The sequence below is a fragment of the Treponema primitia ZAS-2 genome (assembly GCF_000214375.1).
In the GTDB taxonomy this organism is placed as follows: domain Bacteria; phylum Spirochaetota; class Spirochaetia; order Treponematales; family Breznakiellaceae; genus Termitinema; species Termitinema primitia.
Map to the genome: position 1 here is coordinate 2,416,098 of NC_015578.1, position 19,944 is coordinate 2,436,041.

The window sequence follows — 19,944 nt, forward strand, 5'->3', positions numbered from 1 at the left end:
CAGCCACACTAAATTCCTAAATCACCGTTCCCGGGTACAGCACGGTATTTTTCGGAATAACGATGATCCCGTCCACGATGTAGTAGTTGCCGTAGTTGCCGTCCACGCGGGTCTGGTCGTCGATGCCGATGCGGCAGCCTTCGCCGATGGAGGCGTTTTTGTCGATGATGGCCCCCTTGACGATGACGCCCTTGCCTATGCCCACATTGGGGACCCGAGCTTCGGCGTTCTGCTGCTTCTGGGCTTCTGTTTCGTAGAAGTCCGCGCCCATGCAAATCACCCCGTTGAGGCTGGCCCCGGATTCGATGATGGTACGGACCCCGACTATGGAATTGGCTATGGAGGCGTTGGTGATGATGCAGCCTTCAGCGGCTATGGACTGGTTCATGTTGCTGAAATTCATCTTTGAAGGGGGCAGGTTCCGTATATGGGTATAGATGGGCCGGTCCTCGTCGTAAAAGTCGAACCGGGGTTTCAGGGTGGTCAGTTCCAGGTTCGCCTCGTAAAAATTCCGTATGGTTCCGATGTCTTCCCAGTAGCCGTTGAACACATAGGCGTTTACCTTGAGGTTATGGATGGCTGCGGGGATGATCTCCTTGCCAAAGTCCGTATAGTCATTGTCCAGGCAGCTTTCCATGGCTGAGGCATTGAAAATGTAAATGCCCATGGAGGCCAGGTACTCGTCGTTTTTAGTGGTTTTGTCCTTTTTCAGTTCCGCCGGGACCTTGAAATCGCTAATATCCTTGGTGGGGCCGGGTTTTTCCATAAATTCCGTGATTTCTTTGTTCTTGTTTGCCTGCAAAATCCCAAGCTGGCTGGCTTCGTCCCGGACCACCGGGGTGCAGGCAATGGTTATGGCTGCCCCGGATTCCTTGTGCTTCTGCAAAAAGTCCTGGAGGTCCATGCGGTAGAGCTGATCCCCGGAAAGTATGAGGTAGTAGTCCGGGTTCTGGGTCCTGAAATGGACAAAATTCTTCCGCACCGCATCGGCGGTGCCTTCGTACCAGCCCGAATGTTCAAAGGTCTGCTCCGCAGCGAGGATCTCCACGAAGCCCTTGGAAAAGGAATCGAAGGTATAGGCCTTGGCAAGGTGCAGGTGCAGAGATGCGGAGTTGAACTGGGTGAGGATGTAGATCTGCCTGAAATTGGCGTTGATGCAGTTCGAGATGGGGATATCAACCAGGCGAAATTTGCCACCGAAAGGTACTGCCGGTTTGGCCCTGGCCTGGGTCAATGGAAATAACCGGGTCCCCTTTCCGCCGCCTAATACTATAGACAAAACTTCAGCCATAGAAACCCCCTTGTTTGTAATCGAGAAAAAACACCTATATTTAGTATAGAAGGGAATTGATGTTCTGTCGATACTTTACGTTTATTCTTTCTTGGGGATAATATAAAAACAATGGAAAATTCTGCTGAAAAACTGGAAAAAATCCTTAAAGACCCGGGCTTTGCCCCCTACATTGCGGAAGAGCGGCTTTTGCCCGCCACTGAAGGCGCCTTTGTCCCCTTCCCCCCTGATCTGGACAACCGTATCGTGGAGCGGCTGCGGGCCCGGGGCATCGTGGAAATCTACACCCACCAAGGGGCGGTCTGGGAGGCGGTTCAGCAGGGCCGCAATGCGGTAGTGGTGACCCCCACGGCATCGGGGAAAACCCTCTGCTACAACCTGCCCACCCTCCAGGCCCTGCTCCGGGACGATAAGGCCCGGGCCCTGTACCTCTTCCCCACCAAGGCCCTTTCCCAGGATCAGCAGTCGGAACTCAACGAACTTATTGGCTCACCAACCAAGGATGGTCCCGGTGCGCCGGATGAGGGGCCGCCAGGGGGGCCTATCCCCATAAAAGTTTCCACTTATGACGGGGACACCCCGGAATCGCTGCGGGTGGCGGCCAGGGACACCGGGCGCATCATCATTTCCAACCCGGATATGCTCCACGCAGGGATTTTGCCCAACCACCCCCGGTGGATCAAGTTTTTTTCCAACCTCAAATACGTGGTAATTGACGAGGCCCACGCCTACCGGGGCGTCCTGGGGAGCCATGTGGCGGATGTGCTGCGCCGGCTCAGGCGTATTGCCGCGTTTTACGGCTCAAAGCCCCGGTTCATCCTCTGTTCTGCCACTATTGCCAACCCCCGGGAGCTGGCGGAAGCCCTGATTGGCGACGAGGTCACCCTAATCGACAATAACGGGGCGCCCAGGGGCGAAAAGCGGATCATCCTCTACAACCCGCCCCTGGTTGATGCGGTCCAGGGCATACGGCGCAGCGTGGTGACCGAAAGCCGGCGCTGGATGCTTGCCTTCCTCAAGGAGGGCATCAAGACCATACTCTTTGCCCATTCCCGGATAAAAACTGAGGTGGCCGCCTCCTACGTGAACGAGGACCTGGCGAATTTTTTTACCGACAACAGCCGTATCCGGGTGGAAGCCTATCGGGGGGGCCTGCTCCCCAACGAGCGCCGGGAAATTGAAAAGGGCTTACGGGAGGGCAGCATACAGGGGGTGGTGTCCACCAATGCCCTGGAACTGGGGATCGACATTGGCGGCCTGGACGCTTCGGTAGTAGCGGGGTTCCCCGGCTCCTTCAACAGTTTCTGGCAGCAGTCCGGTCGGGCAGGCCGGCGCGGCGGGACCTCGGTATCGGTCTTTGTGGCCTCCGCCTCTCCCCTGGACCAGTTCATCATGAACGACCCGGAATGGTTTTTCAGGAAAAGCGCCGAAGAGGCCCGCATAGACCCGGACAATCCCTACATACTCACGGACCACGTTAAATGCGCCGCCTTTGAGCTCCCCTTCCGGGATGAGGCCATAGCGCAGGGCGAGGAACCCTTTGGAAAAGATGTAGGGGAGGTGCTCGCCTTTCTGGAAGAAGAAGGGGTGGTCCGCCATACCGGGGGCGCGGTTTCCGCTGAAGGAGCGGCTTCCGCTGAGAGCGCAGTTTCTGCCGAGAGCGCGGCCGCCGCTGACGCCGACCGGGAGCGCCGCCAGGGACGCTGGCATTGGGCGGACCGCTCTTTCCCCGCCGAGGGAGTAAGCCTCCGCTCAGCCCTGGCGGACAATGTGGTAATCCTGGATGTGACCCAGGGGCGGAACCAGGTGATAGGCGAGATGGACCGGCCCAGTGCCAAGGAGATGCTCTTCAAAAACGCGGTGTACATACACCGGGGCCGACAGTACCTGGTGGAATCCCTGGACATAGAAAACCGCAAGGCCCTGGTCCGGGAAGCGGATGTAAACTACTTTACCGACGGCCTGGTAAAAACAGACATCAAGGTCCTCACGGAGGACGAAGAGGTGACAGTCACCATTTCCGGCAAAAGCGCTGCCCGGGGCATTTTATGCGATATCCTGGTCCGCTCCCAGGTAGCGCGGTTCAAGAAGATACGCTTCCACACTCATGAAAATATCGGTTACGGGGAAATTGATCTGCCCGAAGAAGAAATGCAGACCCGGTCCCTGGCCCTGCTTTTTGGGAAAGACACCGGCGCCGGAGAAGTCCTGGCAGGTTTCGCCGAGGAGGAAGTGGGATCGATACTCTCCGGCGCGGGAACCCTGATCAAGCATATAGCCCCGATCTTCATCCTCTGCGACAGCCGGGACATCGGGGTGGCTGAACGGGTCCGGGACCCCCACTTCGGCATACCCGCCCTGTTTATCTACGACAAGTACCCCGGGGGCACCGGTCTGGCAGAAGCCCTGTCCCGACGCGCCGGGGACCTATTCCAATCCGCAGCGGAAACCCTGTCCCGCTGCCCCTGCAAAACCGGCTGCCCCGCCTGTGTAGGCCCCGGCGGTAACAAAGAGGGGACCAAGGTGTTCCTGGACGCCCTCATTCAGGAAAAACGTGGCTCCTAATCTGAAAAACCGGCTCCGGCTTATCCGGGAAAGCCGCCCTGTAAAGCCCGGTGCTGCTGGTGGCAAGGAAGCAGTTGCCGCCGCCACAGCAGGCCCCAGTGCGGCTTCCGGGGACCCAGCCGCTACGCTGGGCGCCCTTGCCCAGCCGGACTCCCCTGCCCTACCCGGCTGGACAAGCGCCGGCTATCAAACCCTCATGCGAACAGTCACCCAGGACCTGCCGGCCTTGCCTTCTGATCTGCCCCGGGCCCTGGGAATCCTGGCGCCGGACCTGCTCAGATACGCCGCCCTTACCGGAGGCGCCGCCGGAATAGACATGCCCGCCCCCGAGAACCTCCTTTTCTTCGACCTGGAAACCACGGGCCTCTCCGGGGGTGCCGGTACGGTGGCTTTTCTTGCGGCATTCGGGCGCTTCGTTAAAACCGGCGCCGTTTACAGCCTGGTAACAACCCAGTACCTGCTCCTGGACTACCCCGGGGAGCCGGAGTTCCTGGAAGCGGTTTTGGGAGAAATAGGGGCCAACCAGGCTCATACCACCCATGACGGCCGCACCAATAATGAAACCGGTTTCAATAAAAAAACCGGAAAGCCGCCCCTGGTGGTCAGCTATAACGGCAAAAGTTTTGACTCCCAGATTTTACGGAACCGCTGCCTCATGAACGGCCTGATACCCCTGGAACTCCACCAGGCCGACTTGCTTCACCCGGCCCGGCGGCTCTGGAAACGGCTGCTCCCCTCCTGCTCCCAGGGTGAAATCGAAAGTTCCGTCCTGGGCCTGGACCGGAGCGGGGACATTCCCGGGGCCCTGGCGCCGGATATCTGGTTTTCTTTTTTAAAAAACGGGGAAACCGGGGATCTTTTGGGCATCTGCGACCACAATCTCCGAGATATACGGGGACTGGCTTCCCTTTTCATCGCCCTGACCCGCTTAGCCACTGATCCCCGGGGCGAAACCCTTCGCCACGACAGCGAGAACCTGGCCCTGTGGTGGCGGCGTATGGTCCGGCTTCACGGGGAGGCGGCTTTTGGGGAAGGGGCCGCAGAGACCGGGGAAGCCCTCTTAGCCCGGGCGGCGGAAGCGGGCCATCCCCGGGCGGCCCATGCCTATTACCGGAAACTGGCCATTGACGCTGAGTGGAAACGGAAGGATTACGACGCGGCATTGGGGTATGTTGACACGTTCTTGGCGTTAGAAGAAATACAGGATAGTATAAGGGGCGAAATGAACTGCCGCCGGGAACGGCTGCTGGAAAAGCTGAAAAAATACGGAGGATCCCATGAATATACGGATTCTGACCATTGAAGATTATGACGCTGCCTACTCCCTGTGGAAGTCTTCCCAGGGCATAGGTTTGCGGACCCTGGATGATTCCGAAACCGGGATCAGAAAATTTCTGGAACGGAACCCCCACACTTGTTTTGCGGCGGAGGAAAATGGGGAACTAGTGGGAACCATACTGGGGGGCAATGACGGACGCCGGGGCTATATATACCATGTGGCGGTAAAGGCGAGTTTCCGTGACCAGGGCATTGGGAAGTCCCTGCTGGAGGCAACAGAAAAAGCCCTCATCCAGGAGGGGATCAACAAATCTGCTCTGATATCCATGAAAACCAATGTGGGGGGAAACCGTTTCCTCAAGGCCTGCGGCTACCCCATCCGGGAAGACATAGTCTACCGGAACAAAGACCTCAACAGCGAAAATACCTGAGAGATGATCCGACTCAGGGTTATAAGGCGTATGCATGTTTAACAGTATCCGTGGAACCATTACGGAAAAATTTGAGGATACCCTGCACATCCTCACCGGGGGTGTTGAATGGGAAATCATTTTGCCCAAAAGCGACGCAGCGAATCTTCCTGCTCCCGGCGAAGAAGGCCGGGTCTTTACCTGGCTCTACCACCGGGAGGACCAGATGCGGCTCTTCGGCTTTGCCGACGAGGTCAGGCGGGAGACCTTCCTGGAACTCAACAAAGTTGACGGCATAGGCCCCCGGCAGGCGATCAAAATCATGGGGGGCATAGGCCAGGAGGAACTGCAACGCGCCCTGGACACTGAAGATGTGGGCCGCCTGGAAGCGGTACCCGGGCTGGGGAAAAAAACTGCACAAAAAATGATCCTCACCCTCAAGGGCAAACTTGCAAGCGGGAGCGGGCGCCCCAATATCGCCTCCCCCCACTCTGAATTAGTAACCGCCCTCACGGAAATGGGCTACGACCAGCGCTCGGCCGCAGAAGCCCTGGAAAAAGCAGAGGCCCGGCTGCCTGAGGGGCTGAGCGGCGGGGAGCAGGAAAAGTTTCTGTTCAAACAGGCTATACTGTATTTAAGCGGAGTCTAACGCTTCTGAGACCCAATTGCGGGAAGCTGGATTTATTCATTCCTGTGAGATATTATTTATATCATGCCAAGAAAAAAGCTGCCAAAAACCGCGTTGCCGCGCATTTATTTCATTGACAAAGAAATAGCGTCCCTTAAGTATCCAAATGGGCCGGCCCTGGCGCGGCAATACGAGACGAGCCTTTCCAGCATCAACCGGGATATTGCCTATATGCGGGACATGTTCCATGCGCCGATTGAGTACGATTTTTTCAAGAAGGGTTTTTACTATACCGATCCGACATTCCGGCTGACCGTGGGCGTAGGCCCGGCGGGGTTTGCCAGGGCGGATGACATTCTGGCTCTGGGCATGGCCAAGGAGCTTCTTGAGCTCTACGAGGGCACACCGATTCATGAGGCGGCACTGAATTTGCTTGAAAGTATTTCTGCCCCTTTTAAAAGTATGGACAGCGAATGGTTCAAGGAACGCATCGTGATCCCCCAGGCCGCAGCCGCGCCGATGAACAAAGCGGTGTGGAATGATCTGGTTGCAGCGATGCGGGAAAACGCTGTGGTCACCTTTCAATACCGGAGGGGTAATTCGCCACTGGAGAAGGACGGCACTGTGGCGCCGGCTACCGGCAAAGTTTCCAGGGAACTGCGGCGTGTCCGGCCTTACCAGCTTCTTTTCGACAGAACATCATGGTTTCTGTACGCCTATGATGAGGATAAAAGCGCCATGCGTATGTTCTCCCTGTCCAGGGTACAGGACATAAACCGGACCGGCGCTTTTTTTAAAATTCCCGAAAAGTTTGACTACCGCACCCAGGAAGGCATGAGTTACTTAGGCATTTTTTCGGGAAGCAAAACCCACAGGGTTACCATTGAAATCGACGGAGACGCCGAATGGATCAGGGAGCGCGAATGGGCGCCGGATCAGCGTATCAAGGAAAAAGCGGAGGGGATCGAACTCACCTTCACCACCAACCAGCTGCAAAAAACATTGGAATGGATCCTGGCACAGGGGCCCCGCGCCCGGCCAATTGCCCCCAGGGAGCTGGTGGAACAGTGGAAACAAACGGTACGCGCCATGGCGAAACGGGCGGAAGAATAGTATGCCACTCTATGACACGGTGAATGTGTTATACTGACAGCATGCCCGAAAAAAATCCAGAAAGCGGAGTCAAATTGATAATTTTTCTAAAAAAAAGTAAAATTTCGTTCATCTTTTGCTCACCATATCACTCTATGACACGGTGAGTATGCTATAATAATAGCGTACCCGAAAAAAAGGTACGACTTAAACTGGGTGGATCATTTTCTCCTGAATTCCCCCTATGCCGCATTGCGGTAAAGAAAACGGACGCCATTGCGTCTGACGTCTCTGTATTTAGCGCTGCCATCCGTATGCTTGGCGCCGCCGGATATGGTGTCTTCTTTTAGCAGACAGGAGGAAAAATGAAACTAAGGGCCGTAAATCAAAACAAAACGAGTAAGACAATCTCCGGTGTATCCTTTGAGGAGGATTCCCTGGGGATCTACTTCAAAGGTATGGGGAGCGAAAAGCTCCTGACGGCGGAACAGGAACTTGAGCTTGCCAAAGAGGTAGCGGAGGGCAATAAAACCGCCAAAGATAAAATGATCAGGGCAAACCTGCGCCTGGTTGTTTTCATGGCAAAAAAATACCGGAATTGCGGCCTTTCCCTTTCTGAGCTGGTTCAGGAAGGAAACATTGGCCTCATGAGGGCTGTCGAAAAATTTGATTACCGGAAAGGATTCAGATTCTCCGCCTACGCCGGCTGGTGGATATACCAGGGTTTTACCAAAGCGATAGCGGAGAAGACAAGAACAATTCGCCTGCCCTCCCATGTTATCACCCGGATCAATAAAATGAAGAAGGGGTCATCCCAACTTCAGGAATTTCTTGGGCGAAATCCCGAAGATGAGGAAATTGCCGAACACCTGGGATGGACAAGTAAACAGCTCAGGGTGGTAAAGGGTTTTTCCCGGGACGCTGTCTCCTTTGATACGCCGATTGGAGATGAAGAAGGGGCCGGGTCCCTGATCGATTTTATTGAAGATGAAAAGGTCTCTGATCCGGCGGATACGGCTATACGTACCTTCCTTAAGGAAGATCTGTACACTGCGCTCTCCACACTCCCTGCCCGTGAGCAGCGGGTATTGGAACTGCGTTTTGGGCTGAATGATGGCTGTCCCCTGAGCCTGAAAGAAGTTGGGAAGCGTGAAGGTCTTTCCCGGGAACGGATACGCCAGATTGAAGGCATGGGACTGCGGCATCTTCGCCAGCCCCATCGAAGCCGGAAATTGAAAGCATACATCCTGTAAATTTACATTACATTCACCGCATGGGAACCCCCAAAATTGACCATTTTGGGGGTTGTATCGTCTGTTTTTACGAAGGAGACCCTATGGAAGACCAGAAATACCGGAAAAGCCCCCGGCTTTTGAACGAATTTGAACAAATCGTAGCCGCTGTAGATAAACACAAGGGCATCAACGGCCCTTTCTTTAAAGAGGTGTGGCCCGCCCTGAGGGACACCGGGAAATTTTTCGATATCAGCGCCCAGGAATCGGCGCTCTTTGCCCTGATACTTGCATCCTCAGGGGAAGAACCGGTTTCCGCAGGGGTAATTGCCAAAAGGATCAACTGCAATTATATCCAGTTTCTCAAATACATGGAGTCCTTTGAGAATCTGGAGAAAAAAGGGCTCATCCGCCCCTACTCGGGCAACGACACTTTTGAAAGCCCTTCCCGGAATTTCAATCCGATCTACGTGATCCCCATGGATGTGATCACCGCTGTCCGGGAAGGCCGGAAATACAGGTATGAAGACTGCGAGTCGCCTGTGACCGCCAAGGACCGGGCGCTCAAAGCGCTCAAAGAGCGCGAAACTTGTAACGCAAGGCAGCCGGTAAACTCCCCCGGAACCGCAAGCCGAAGTTCCACTCCGGATCTGCTGAACAATCTGGATCAGATTAAGCAGCTCGTGGAAAAACACGGGCTGGGTCCCGAGTTTTTTAACAGTGCGAAGGAAGATCTGGACGCTGTCTGTGGGGTGCTAAAAGTTACCCCGGTCCAGGCAGCGTTGTTTGCCCTGCTGCTGGAAAAGTCGGGCGCCCCCGAGGCGTGCCTTTCGGGCATTGCCCAGGCCCTGCACTGCGGCAAGATACAGGCCCTGCGATACTCCGGCGACCTTGAAGCCCTGGAGCTTAAGCATTTAATCGTCGCCTTTGATACTGAGGATGATAATATTTTTAGTTCCCGGCCCTCGTTCCTCAAAAAGCGCCAGAGCCAGGACTCGTGTACCTATATTGTTCCCCGGGATGTTTTCCTGGCCCTTGAAGCCGGACGGGAATACCATTACGCTATTTACCGCGGACTCTCTCCGGAAGAATTTTTTACCGCGGCGGACCGTATTTTATCAGCTTTTAGCAAAAGAGAATTAAGCTCCAAGCAGTTTCTTTCCGAAATAAAATACCTCTTTAGCGGTAACCCGGATATAATGTTTGTACAAAAAATAAAATCCTGCAATTTCAGCTTCACCCTCGATATGGCGCTCCTCTATTTCTGCGCATCTCTTGTGGAAGACAATAACGAAACGCTGCGGTTTTCCCATATCCGCTTTCTTTTTGGCAGAAGAAACAGCCAGGAGGCGAAGCGCTCTTTTATGAATGGCAAAAACGATCTTTTCACATCAGAGCTCATTGAGCATGTCTGTGACAATGGCCTGGCCGACACCGATGAATACCGCCTTACCAACAAAGCCCGGGACAGCTTTTTGGAGGATCTTGATCTGAAGGAAAATAAAAACATCAAGGGGAACAATATCATCCATTCCGGCAGCATTGCGGAAAAGCAGCTCTACTATCCGCCAAAGGTATCTGTTCAGATTGATGAACTGGGCCGTCTTTTACAGGAAGAGCATTTTTCCGCTATTGTGAAGCGTCTCAGGGAAAGCAACATGAAAACAGGCTTTGCCTGCCTTTTTTCAGGCTCCCCGGGAACCGGCAAGACCGAAACTGCATACCAGATCGCCCGGGCCACGGGCCGGGACATTTTCTTTGTAGACATCAGCGAGACCAAAAGTATGTGGTTTGGGGAAAGCGAAAAAAAGATAAAGTCCCTGTTTACCCGTTACAACGGTATGGTCAAACAGGCTAAGCTGGCGCCGATACTGCTCTTTAACGAAGCAGACGCGATCCTGGGAAAACGCCAGGAAATCGGCGCCGAACGGCGCGGTCCCGCCCAGACTGAAAACACCATACAGAACATCCTGCTGCAGGAGATCGAAAATCTGGATGGGGGCATTCTCATCGCCACCACCAATATGGCGGATAACTTTGACGCAGCCTTTGAACGGCGCTTCCTGTATAAAATCAAATTCGAGAAGCCGGATCTGGAGGCAAAAACCGCCATCTGGAAAAACATACTGTCTCAGCAGGAAGACAATGAGATGGATCTGAGCGTCCTTGCGGGTCGCTTTGATTTTTCCGGCGGCCAGATAGAGAATGTGGCCCGCAAGGCCACCGTAGCGAGCCTTATCAGGGGGAAAGCTCTTTCTTCCGCGGACATTACCGCCCTCTGCGAGGAAGAACAGCCCGGCAGGGAGACACATCACATAGGATTTGTATAAGATGGAAGAATCATGGATGTTCTATTGGTGGTCCGTAAAAAAGGGGCTTATCACCATCAGCCCTGTTCGCAAACCGTACGGAGACTGGGCATGTAACCATATTGATCTTTTTGACAAAATGGTTAATCTGGAGTTTGGTAAATAAGGGGGGAATGATATGGCTGACAGGCTTTCCAAAGAAAAAAATGACCTTGCATTGCGCCATACACGGAAGCTATCAGGCGTAGGCCGCATGAGGACGACTATAAAAAGCACTTGGAAGATGCAAAACAAAAACTCAGCGAAGGAAGCAGTAACTAGGGGGAATAACCAATGAAACTTGAAAAAGAAAGGTATTTTCAACTGTTGGAAGACGATTTTATTTATGAAATTCACAAAGACGTAATAGACAAAGTTGTAAAGGAAATTGAAAATGAAGATAGTCTATTACGTAATGCTTCCGAGAATTTCAGTTCCCCAAAGGAAATCGAGATTTCCGATACAGCATATGAAGAACTAAAAAAGCATTCTGAATTACTGAATAAGTATGAAGGGAATGATTTTAAATCCTCTTGTTCATTTGAATCGTATCGGGAGAAATATGAAAAAGAGGTACAGAAAAATTATAAGATGCGAATGATTGTAGAAGGTTTGATGGACGACTATGTAGATGATATGAGTGACAAAATAAGAGTGCTGCTGGATATATTGTTGTAATGAATGAGAATTGAATTACCGGGAGATCGGGTACAAACAACTTATTGGAGGTATTTAGTTGAACAGGATTTTTATAACCGGCGATGGGCACGGAGAAATAGATTTTACCAAATTTGATACCCTCCAAAAAACACTTGAAAAGGACAAAAAACCCCTTGATTCATCTGATATAGTAATTGGCTGCGGAGACGCAGGTATTGTCTGGTATGGCGGAAAAAACAGAGATGAGGAAAAACTTTTAAAGCGGTATGCCCAAAAAAAGGCAACTTTTCTCTGGGTACTAGGCAACCATGAAAATTATGGCAGGATTTATACCGATGAATTTCCTGTCATAAGCCTTCCCCTGGTAAACGGGGAAGTACGGCAGGTGAGCGATAATGTATTCTTCCTATTGAACAGCCATACATACACCATTGCCGGAAAAAGATTTCTTGTGTTTGGCGGCGGTTTAAGCGTTGATAAAGCATACCGAATACCCGGCAGAAGCTGGTGGCCCCAGGAAATACCAACCGATGAAGAATTTCATCAACTCCTTGAAATAGCAGGACATGAACGGTTTGACTATATTTTAACACATGCCGCGCCTCAAAGCTTTGTAAAAAAACTTTTTGATAAAGGGAATAAGATAAACGATCCTGTATCAAAGATGTTAGAAGAAATACTTACGGTGATAAATTATAACGCGTGGATTTGTGGACATTATCACGAAGACAAGGTTTCGCCAAATTTAAAACTTGCGTGCCTGTATAACAGAATCATTACACTAGAATCGGTTCATCAGGAAATTTCAGAAGGCGGAATACTTCTGGAAAATGTGGATTAAAACGAGCTTGAAAATACGCTATTGGCGTAATATAACACAACGGTATTTGGAGGATAACACATGGGACATTGGGAAGACGTCGAAAGGTTTGAAGTAGCTATTGAGGGGCTCAAAAACTACCGTAAGGAAGTAAACATGAGGAGAGACCTTAATGCCCCTATGCCAAAGCTGTCAATAGAATGGTCAGATGTCTATGCGGGTACGAGGCCTTATGAAAAAGGAAGCCAGCTCAAACGCTTGATTGGTAACGTTAATCAGGCGATAGCGGATGCGTGCCGTGCATGCGGCTATAAGACTATTGATTCAATTTTCTATGATGCTCAGGGAAGAAATGCAAAAGAAAAGCCCGGGGATAAGGATGACCCGAAAGCAGTCTTTGAATGGTACGATACGCTTACCATCGGCAAATTTAACGAATGTGTCGATACTATAATCGCTGAGCTGGGCAGGCGCCGTCAGGTATGAAATATCTTGTTTTTATTCAAAAAACTCCCAATAAGATTTCAGAACATATTTTAAATGGATCCCTTAAAGAATTTTTGAAAGAACTTAATGATGAATCCGATAAAAATATTTTAAACCCAATATATTCTTATGAAACAGCTTGGGCAACGGATGCAGATGAACCGGATTGGTACAATGAAAATTATGATAAAATTGTATTTAAGATGGATCTTTATAAAGTTATAAGAGAGTTGATTAGAATTGCAGATAATAATGATCTCCCACATATAGAAATTGATAATTGTAATAGTTGTTTTAATAAGGATTCCGAAATTGCTCTTCTGATAGGGCCGTTTAAAGATGATCAAATTATTACTATTGTGTCTGAAAAAGAATTTTTTGATCGAATATTTAAAAATGAGGTAAAATAATGAGGTACGGACGTACTGTAGATTGAAAAGAAAAAGGAGATGAACCATGCAAAAGCAGCAGGCAATTTTGGGCGCCATTGCGGGAGATGTTATCGGCTCTACCTACGAGTTCAGTAATGTCAAAAGTACGGATTTCGAACTGTTCACCAGGGAAACCTATTTTACCGACGACAGTGTTATGACCATAGCCGCCATGGACGTACTGCTCAATAAATTGAATTACACCGAAACCTATCAAAAATACGGCAGGATCTATTCAAAACGGGGTTACGGCGGTAATTTCGAAGACTGGCTTTACGAAGATAATCCCCAGCCCTATAACAGTTGGGGTAATGGTTCGGCAATGCGCGCCAGTCCCATAGGCTGGTATTGTAAAAGTATCCAGGCCGTTATGGAGGAAGCAAAAAAGAGCGCGGAAGTTTCCCATAATCACCCGGAAGGAATTAAGGGCGCCCAGGCTGTTGCCGCCGCAGTCTTTTTGGCGCGCACAGGAAAAACAAAGGGGGAAATCAAGGAGTTTATTACCAAAACCTTTGACTACAATCTTGACAGAACCCTGGATGAAATACGGCCGGACTATAAATTTGAAGTAAGCTGTCAGAAGTCGGTTCCCGAAGCCATTATTGCATTTCTGGAAAGTTCCGATTATAAAAGCGCCGTAAGGCTTGCGGTATCCATAGGCGGCGACAGCGATACTATTGCCTGCATATCGGGGGCCATAGCCGAAGCTTTTTACGGCGAGATACCGGGGGAAATTTTCGATACCGTGTCGATGATTGTGGGGCCTGATTTAATGAGGGGCGTCATTCGCCCTTTTTCGCGGAAATACGGCATTAGTGAAAAGGGGTGATAAACGGCATGAAAATTACCTTCGGCTTGAATCAAAATAACGCGGATTGGTCAGAAAAGCAGGCAGCTTCAGGTGAAATTCACCTTGGTCCCGAAGGGATGCTGTCTTTCCTGCAAACAAAGCTTGGATTAGGCGGTACCGACTGCTCTGCTGTGGTGCGTATTGACCAATACCGGAAGCGCCTGGCAGCGGTGATTTCTGCAGGTGCAGGCGCAGCTTCCGGTGATCCGTGGTTTCAGAAATCCTTTGAACTTGATCCATGGTCTACTGCCAAACAGCTTTTGAGCTGGCGGGATGAGTTGATTCTTGCCGGATGGAACCGTGCAGCCCTTCCTGCCACTAATTCAAAGCGTTTGGCCGCATTATCAGCCATTGAGAGCAGAACCGAACCATTGGCTCAGGGCTTTGCGGATAAATTGCATGAACTAATGGATGAACTTGAGTATCTTGATACTTCCTGTATTCAATCAATTCAGTTAGCCGAACCACTGGAACTGCTCCCCCATCTCTGGCAGCTTCTTTTCAACAAACTTGGTGAATCAGGTGTATCAATAAAAGAACCGCCGCCCCAAGGATCAATTGACTTCTCTGATGATTCACTTATTCTGTTGGAATCTGATACTGAATGGGAAGCCGCAGAGGCGCTTGCCATGTGGTTAGCCGCAGACAAAGATGCAAACAAAAACGTGAACATGATTGTTTCTGATGCATCCGGCGTATTGGGGACGGCCTTGCACCGCCTGGGTCTTCCGCGAACCGGCAGCAGGGAATCATCAAAATGGCGGGCCCATTTGCAGATCCTTCCCCTGGTGTTTGCCAACGCATGGCAGCCGATTGAACTTGGGGCATTGGTGGCCCTGTTAACACTTCCAATCAGTCCGGTTCCATCGGATGTCAGATACTGGCTTTTGCGGGCATTGAAAGATGAAGCCGGAGTCAAGGGCAAAGAATGGGACCATGCATTGGAAGAAATCAAAAAACAATATGCTGAACCCAAGGATCCAAAATACAAAGCGAAAACAGAGAAAGAAGTTGACGAAATACTCAAAAAGATTGATGAAATGCTGGTTTCGGATCGTTACCCTTCCGGGGGTATTCCCGAAGGCGCCATCATAGAACGCTGCAACTGGATAATCAAAAGTTTAACCCCCCAATGTAAAGACAATGATTTTCTCAATAAACCAATAGGCCATGCAATGGCATTGAAACAATTGGTAACCGGGCGCAAGACAATAGGCCGGATCGAATTGGAGCGGATGATCGATTTACTGGTAACTGAGGAATCTCTTGATATTAAAGCCGAGGCTAGTCCATGGAATATTTCAACCCACCCCGGGGGAGTAACTGCTTCACGCCCTGTTCTTATCTGGTGGAACTTTATCAATCAGCCAGGGCCCGCAGCAAGCTATTGGAATCCGGCGGAACTGGAAGCATTAAACAAAGCCGGTATATACCCGGATGAGAACGGTATGGCCCAGAAACGTGAAGTTTTTGCATGGAAAAACGCTTTTCTAAAAGCAGAGGAAAAGGTCATCCTGATCCGCCCAAAAAAGCTGCGGGGCGAGGATACTACAGGGCATCCATTATGGGATATGATTACATCATCTGCGGAGAAGAAATGGGATGAAAAAACAGTAAAAATTTTTATTCAAAACAGTACCGATGTATTCTTCACCAATGAAAAATGGGAACTTTTTGGCAGAAAAGGTACGACAATAGGGGCGCCGCAGTTTGTATTACCCCAGGGGCAGAATGAATACTCTATCTCCAAAAAACTTATTACGATTCCAAAATCAACTTCCTACAGTGATATGAGCACCCTTATTGGCTGCCCCTTAAAGTGGGTGATGGAAAAAGTCGTCAAAATTCGGCCATCCGATGCTGCGTCAATCCCTGACATAAATCAAAGCATTGGAACACTATGCCATTCTATTATTCAGGATATCTATGCGCGGGGAACTACGTTGCAAGTTGCACTCTCCAAACGTTCCTGGACCCCCGCAGATGCTCAAAAAGAAGCTGAACGGCTTTTTGACAAAAAAGTCGAATCCATGGTTATTGAACTCTGCGCAGAAGGCAAGAAAATCGAAAGAGCCCGTTACCGGCAGGACATAGGCAGAGCTGTTTATGGTTTGGGTGAATTATTGCAGAAGGAAGATTTCACAGTTGAGGAGGCTGAAGCCAAATTCTCCGGCACCCTTTGTGAAGTGCCTTTTAACGGATTTGTGGATCTGCTCCTCCGGGATAAAAAAAATAACCCCCTTGTGATTGATTTAAAATGGACCCGGTCAGGAAAATACAAACGCCAGGAAATTAAAGATGGGCTTGATTTGCAGTTGGCATCTTATGCTTGGCTTATAGAAGAAAAAGAACCGGGCGCAGAAATAAATGCCGGTTATTTTATCATGCCCGAAAATAGCTGGCTGCCGGATAATCAAAAGAATCTGCGGCAGGTCTTTCAAAATGCAGCAAAAGCATGGCAAGGGGAATTAAATATACTGGCGGAGGGCCTTGTTGCGAAGGGGCATGATATAAATGACGAAAATGATGATGAAAGCTCCACCGCACCCTTTAAGCTAAGTGCGCCCTGCGGTTTTTGCCAGTATAAAGGTTTATGTGAAATAGACGAAAGGAACGCACAATGAGCACTATCAATATTATCAATGCCAGCGCCGGTTCCGGAAAGACCTATTGGCTTACCAAATTGGCCGGTGAGAATGTAGTGAACGGCATAAGTGCGAATCGCCTTTTTGCCACAACCTTTACAAAAAAAGCGGCCGCAGAGCTGGTAGAACGCCTGCGCCAGCGGCTTCTGTCTGATGGCAAGGAAGAAGAGGTAAATTTACTATCCGATGGGTTTGTCGGAACGGTAAACAGTGTGTGCGCCCGTTTGCTCACCGAATACGCCATTGACGCCGGTTTATCCCCCGCCCTTGACGTTATACCTGAAGAGGACACGGGTAAAATTTTTAACATGGCCGTAGAAGAAGCTATCGCCGAACAGGCAGACAAGCTGGAACCGGTTGCCCGGCGGCTAAGCCGGTATGGCGCTTACCGCCAAGGCGATTGGCGCAATGATGTAAAGGACATAGCCAAGATGGCCCGGGATAACCGCTTGGATTCAGGCGCCATTGAACAGAGCGCCAAAAAATCATGGGAATCCTTTAGTACCCTCTTGCCTAATACCATTCAGTGCGATACAGCGGCCCTGGTACAGGCCATCCAATCGGCGATTGATGCACTCAGCAAATTAGCAAAACTGTCAAAGGGCTCACAAGTCGCATTGGAGGCACTGGAAGAAATTAAAAAAACTGCATCCGATCCAGAAAGGCTGCCCTGGAGTACCTGGGCAAAACTTGCAAAATTATCAACCCCAAAGGACGGTAAAGACGCGGTAGCTGAAGTTCAGGGACTGGCCGGCGAGTGGTTAAAAAATCGCCGTTTCCATGAGGATGTTAAAACCATGATTGACGGAGCCTTTTACTGCGCCGCCCTGGCGGTTGAACATTTTCAGACCTACAAGAAGCAGCATGGCTTGATGGATTTTACCGATCAGGAATCCGGTGTACTGGATTTGTTTGAAGGAACAGAAAGCCAGTTTTTTCAGGATTCCCTAAAAAATCGGCTTTCATTGCTATTGGTCGACGAATTTCAGGACACCAGCCCTATACAACTGGCAATTTTTCTTGAACTTAACCAATTATGCGGCTCTTCATTCTGGGTTGGGGACCCCAAACAATCTATTTATGGATTTCGGGGCTCAGACCCTGTTTTAATGAATGTCGCCGCGGATCACTTTAGTAAAATTGCGGATCCCCGCCTCAATAAACCCCTGTCAGATTCATGGCGTTCACAAAAACTGCTCGTTGATTTTTCAAACGCTGTTTTTAAGAATGTGTTCCATGAAATGCCGGAAAACAAGGTTACCCTGAATATTCCCTCTCAACGGGAAAAAGATGCCAAAGGTGGGAATATCGAAGCATGGCTTTTGGATGCCCAAAATAAATCGGATACTGCCATTCGCCTTGCTATTGCAATCCAAACGCTTTTGGGTGACACCGGCGCCAAACCCGGAGACATCGCTGTTCTGTGCCGTAAAAACGATGATTGCGATGACCTTGCAAATGCCCTGGAGAGTATCGGGCTCCGGGCATCCACGGCCCGGGGATCACTTGTAAAAACACCGGCTTGCCGTTTAGTTTTAGCGGCCCTGCGTTATCTTGCGGATAAAAAAGATACCCTCGCGATGATTGAAGTGATTAACTTCCTGGGAAATCATGGGGAATACAAAGACTGGCTTGCAAAACTGGTGAATGACAGGGATGCTTACCTGGATGAATTAAAATCAAACCCGGTATTCCAAAACCTGGATGCCCGGCGTGACGAATTACGCCGCTTAACCCCCTTAGAGGCCCTTGAGTATGCCATTGATGCCTCCGGTGTATTGGAAGCGGCAGCGTCCTGGCCGAACACCCCATTGGCGCTGGCAAACCTTGATAAACTGCGCCTTAGCTGTGTGAAATATCTGGATTTGTGCAGGGCCCGGCATGATTCCGGAAGCCTCTCGGGATATTTGTCCTATTTAACTGAGAATGATATTAAAGAATCAGAAGGCTCTGATGACCAGGCTATTCAAGTGCTCACCTATCATAAAGCCAAAGGCCTGGAATGGAAGGTAGTCATTCTCTTTAACCTTGATGACGGGCTTAAAGGCAGCGCATTCAATCTTTCTGCCAAAACAGAAGGAGCATTTGATCCGCAAAATCCTCTGAATAACAGAATACTCCATTTCTGGCCCGACCCCTTGCCGGGAAATCAAACGTCAGATGAGTTGGAATCCTTACTGCTCGATTGCCCGGAACAACAGGAAGCAATAGACCGGGAGATTAAAGAAAGGCAACGCTTGTTATATGTTGGTTTTACCAGGGCCCGAGACAGCCTGATTCTTGCGGTGCACAGAAAAACGACCAATGCCGGCGCCAAATTGATGACCGCATGGCTTGATGAATTGACCGATGCCGACCATGAGCCGCTTATCACCCTGCCGGTGAGTGCCACCGGCAAGCACCTCCTCAATATTGGTGGAACACAAATCCCCATAACAATCAAGGAATATACCGAAAAAACGCAAGCCCTACAGTTGACACGGCCAGAGTTGAGCAAACGCCGTCCCCTGGTTCCTGCCGACCTGCCGCTGTACCCGCCAGCCCGATACTCCCCAAGCGCTTTGGAATGGGAAGCAGAAGCACTGTCTAAAATCACAGTGAGTGAACGGTACAGTTTAGGAAATAGAATAGCAGTAAAAGGAACGCCGGATTATAACCTTTTCGGCACCGCAGTTCACAACTTTCTTGCGGTAGAACAGGGAAAACGAAACGCAGCGGAATGGGAAAATACGGCACATCGGCTATTGGAACGCTATGGCATCCTCTCTGTTATACATCCTGCCGACATGGTTGAAATACATAAAAGAGTAACTCAATTTATAACGAATACCTATCCGGGGGCAAAGATTCGCCGTGAATGGCCTATCAGCCTTCGTGAAAGGGATAACCGCCTAATGCAGGGCTTTATTGATATGCTCCTTGAGCTGGATAATGGCTTTGTAATCCTTGATCACAAGACCTTTCCGGGCGCTAATGCTGAGGAAAAAGCCCGCGAGTATGCCCCCCAGCTTGCCGCTTACCGCCGTGCAGTTGAGGCTGCGGCTATGGAAACCGGGACAGGGAAGAAGGTGCTGGCTGCCTTGATACATATGCCGGTTATCGGTAAGATATATGAGGTTGAAAATACTCGTTAAAACATTTGCAAATTACACGCTGAAAAACACGCAATTTGCATATGATATAATACGGGAAGAAATAACATTACAGG

General features: G+C 50.3%; 15 protein-coding genes. 14 read left to right on the top strand and 1 reads right to left on the bottom strand.

From position 1 onward, the window contains the following. Positions 1 to 16: 16 nt before the first annotated feature. The gene (locus tag TREPR_RS10565) at positions 17 to 1,291 is read right to left on the bottom strand and encodes a glucose-1-phosphate adenylyltransferase (protein WP_015708303.1); all 1,275 of its coding nucleotides are present in this window, start codon (positions 1,289 to 1,291) and stop codon (positions 17 to 19) included. Between the two features lie 111 nt (positions 1,292 to 1,402). Here TREPR_RS10565 and TREPR_RS10570 point away from each other — a divergent pair, with 111 nt between their 5' ends. The 14 genes from TREPR_RS10570 to TREPR_RS10635 all read left to right on the top strand — a co-directional run bounded on the left by TREPR_RS10570 (position 1,403) and on the right by TREPR_RS10635 (position 19,870). Further along, a complete protein-coding gene (locus tag TREPR_RS10570; RefSeq protein ID WP_015708304.1) occupies positions 1,403 to 3,856 on the top strand; it encodes a DEAD/DEAH box helicase in 2,454 nt (817 codons plus the stop codon). Beyond that, positions 3,846 to 5,159 carry a ribonuclease H-like domain-containing protein gene (locus TREPR_RS10575; protein ID WP_015708305.1) on the top strand — a complete coding sequence of 438 codons (1,314 nt, stop codon included), beginning with the start codon at positions 3,846 to 3,848 and terminating at the stop codon, positions 5,157 to 5,159. Before TREPR_RS10570 ends, TREPR_RS10575 begins: the two co-directional genes overlap by 11 nt. Beyond that, entirely contained in the window at positions 5,134 to 5,565 is a 432-nt protein-coding gene (locus TREPR_RS10580; RefSeq protein ID WP_015708306.1) for a GNAT family N-acetyltransferase, read from the top strand. The genes TREPR_RS10575 and TREPR_RS10580 overlap by 26 nt, the downstream gene beginning before the upstream one ends. Before the next feature lie 34 nt (positions 5,566 to 5,599). Next, a complete protein-coding gene (gene ruvA, locus TREPR_RS10585; RefSeq protein WP_015708307.1) occupies positions 5,600 to 6,193 on the top strand; it encodes a Holliday junction branch migration protein RuvA in 594 nt (197 codons plus the stop codon). A 63-nt stretch (positions 6,194 to 6,256) separates the two neighbouring features. Continuing rightward, positions 6,257 to 7,285 (top strand): helix-turn-helix transcriptional regulator, encoded by a 1,029-nt coding sequence (locus TREPR_RS10590; protein WP_015708308.1) that lies wholly within the window; start codon positions 6,257 to 6,259, stop codon positions 7,283 to 7,285. Positions 7,286 to 7,629: 344 nt separating this feature from the next. Then, positions 7,630 to 8,517, top strand: a complete 888-nt coding sequence (locus TREPR_RS10595; RefSeq protein ID WP_015708309.1) for a sigma-70 family RNA polymerase sigma factor — start codon at positions 7,630 to 7,632, stop codon at positions 8,515 to 8,517. 83 nt (positions 8,518 to 8,600) lie between these two features. Continuing rightward, the gene (locus TREPR_RS10600; protein WP_015708310.1) at positions 8,601 to 10,826 is read left to right on the top strand and encodes an ATP-binding protein; all 2,226 of its coding nucleotides are present in this window, start codon (positions 8,601 to 8,603) and stop codon (positions 10,824 to 10,826) included. A 312-nt stretch (positions 10,827 to 11,138) separates the two neighbouring features. Next, entirely contained in the window at positions 11,139 to 11,522 is a 384-nt protein-coding gene (locus TREPR_RS10605) for a hypothetical protein (RefSeq protein ID WP_015708312.1), read from the top strand. A gap of 58 nt (positions 11,523 to 11,580) precedes the next feature. Next, on the top strand, positions 11,581 to 12,345 hold the full coding sequence (locus TREPR_RS10610; RefSeq protein WP_015708313.1) for a metallophosphoesterase family protein: 765 nt from the start codon (positions 11,581 to 11,583) through the stop codon (positions 12,343 to 12,345). Positions 12,346 to 12,405: 60 nt separating this feature from the next. Continuing rightward, positions 12,406 to 12,810 (top strand): hypothetical protein, encoded by a 405-nt coding sequence (locus TREPR_RS10615; RefSeq protein WP_015708314.1) that lies wholly within the window; start codon positions 12,406 to 12,408, stop codon positions 12,808 to 12,810. Beyond that, positions 12,807 to 13,220, top strand: coding sequence for a peptidyl-tRNA hydrolase (locus TREPR_RS10620; protein WP_015708315.1), 414 nt, complete (start codon positions 12,807 to 12,809; stop codon positions 13,218 to 13,220). Before TREPR_RS10615 ends, TREPR_RS10620 begins: the two co-directional genes overlap by 4 nt. A gap of 46 nt (positions 13,221 to 13,266) precedes the next feature. Further along, a complete protein-coding gene (locus TREPR_RS10625; RefSeq protein ID WP_015708316.1) occupies positions 13,267 to 14,070 on the top strand; it encodes an ADP-ribosylglycohydrolase family protein in 804 nt (267 codons plus the stop codon). 8 nt (positions 14,071 to 14,078) lie between these two features. Further along, positions 14,079 to 16,715 carry a PD-(D/E)XK nuclease family protein gene (locus TREPR_RS10630; protein ID WP_015708317.1) on the top strand — a complete coding sequence of 879 codons (2,637 nt, stop codon included), beginning with the start codon at positions 14,079 to 14,081 and terminating at the stop codon, positions 16,713 to 16,715. Further along, a complete protein-coding gene (locus TREPR_RS10635) occupies positions 16,712 to 19,870 on the top strand; it encodes a UvrD-helicase domain-containing protein (protein ID WP_015708318.1) in 3,159 nt (1,052 codons plus the stop codon). Before TREPR_RS10630 ends, TREPR_RS10635 begins: the two co-directional genes overlap by 4 nt. The last annotated feature ends 74 nt before the right edge of the window (positions 19,871 to 19,944 follow it).

Coding starts and splice junctions, on each gene's coding strand:
- TREPR_RS10620 (WP_015708315.1), top strand. CDS start 12,807: ATGAAATATCTTGTTTTTATTCAAAAAACTCCCAATAAGATTTCAGAA.
- TREPR_RS10595 (WP_015708309.1), top strand. CDS start 7,630: ATGAAACTAAGGGCCGTAAATCAAAACAAAACGAGTAAGACAATCTCC.
- TREPR_RS10615 (WP_015708314.1), top strand. CDS start 12,406: ATGGGACATTGGGAAGACGTCGAAAGGTTTGAAGTAGCTATTGAGGGG.
- TREPR_RS10590 (WP_015708308.1), top strand. CDS start 6,257: ATGCCAAGAAAAAAGCTGCCAAAAACCGCGTTGCCGCGCATTTATTTC.
- TREPR_RS10630 (WP_015708317.1), top strand. CDS start 14,079: ATGAAAATTACCTTCGGCTTGAATCAAAATAACGCGGATTGGTCAGAA.
- TREPR_RS10570 (WP_015708304.1), top strand. CDS start 1,403: ATGGAAAATTCTGCTGAAAAACTGGAAAAAATCCTTAAAGACCCGGGC.
- TREPR_RS10600 (WP_015708310.1), top strand. CDS start 8,601: ATGGAAGACCAGAAATACCGGAAAAGCCCCCGGCTTTTGAACGAATTT.
- TREPR_RS10635 (WP_015708318.1), top strand. CDS start 16,712: ATGAGCACTATCAATATTATCAATGCCAGCGCCGGTTCCGGAAAGACC.
- ruvA (WP_015708307.1), top strand. CDS start 5,600: ATGTTTAACAGTATCCGTGGAACCATTACGGAAAAATTTGAGGATACC.
- TREPR_RS10605 (WP_015708312.1), top strand. CDS start 11,139: ATGAAACTTGAAAAAGAAAGGTATTTTCAACTGTTGGAAGACGATTTT.
- TREPR_RS10580 (WP_015708306.1), top strand. CDS start 5,134: ATGAATATACGGATTCTGACCATTGAAGATTATGACGCTGCCTACTCC.
- TREPR_RS10625 (WP_015708316.1), top strand. CDS start 13,267: ATGCAAAAGCAGCAGGCAATTTTGGGCGCCATTGCGGGAGATGTTATC.
- TREPR_RS10565 (WP_015708303.1), bottom strand. CDS start 1,291: ATGGCTGAAGTTTTGTCTATAGTATTAGGCGGCGGAAAGGGGACCCGG.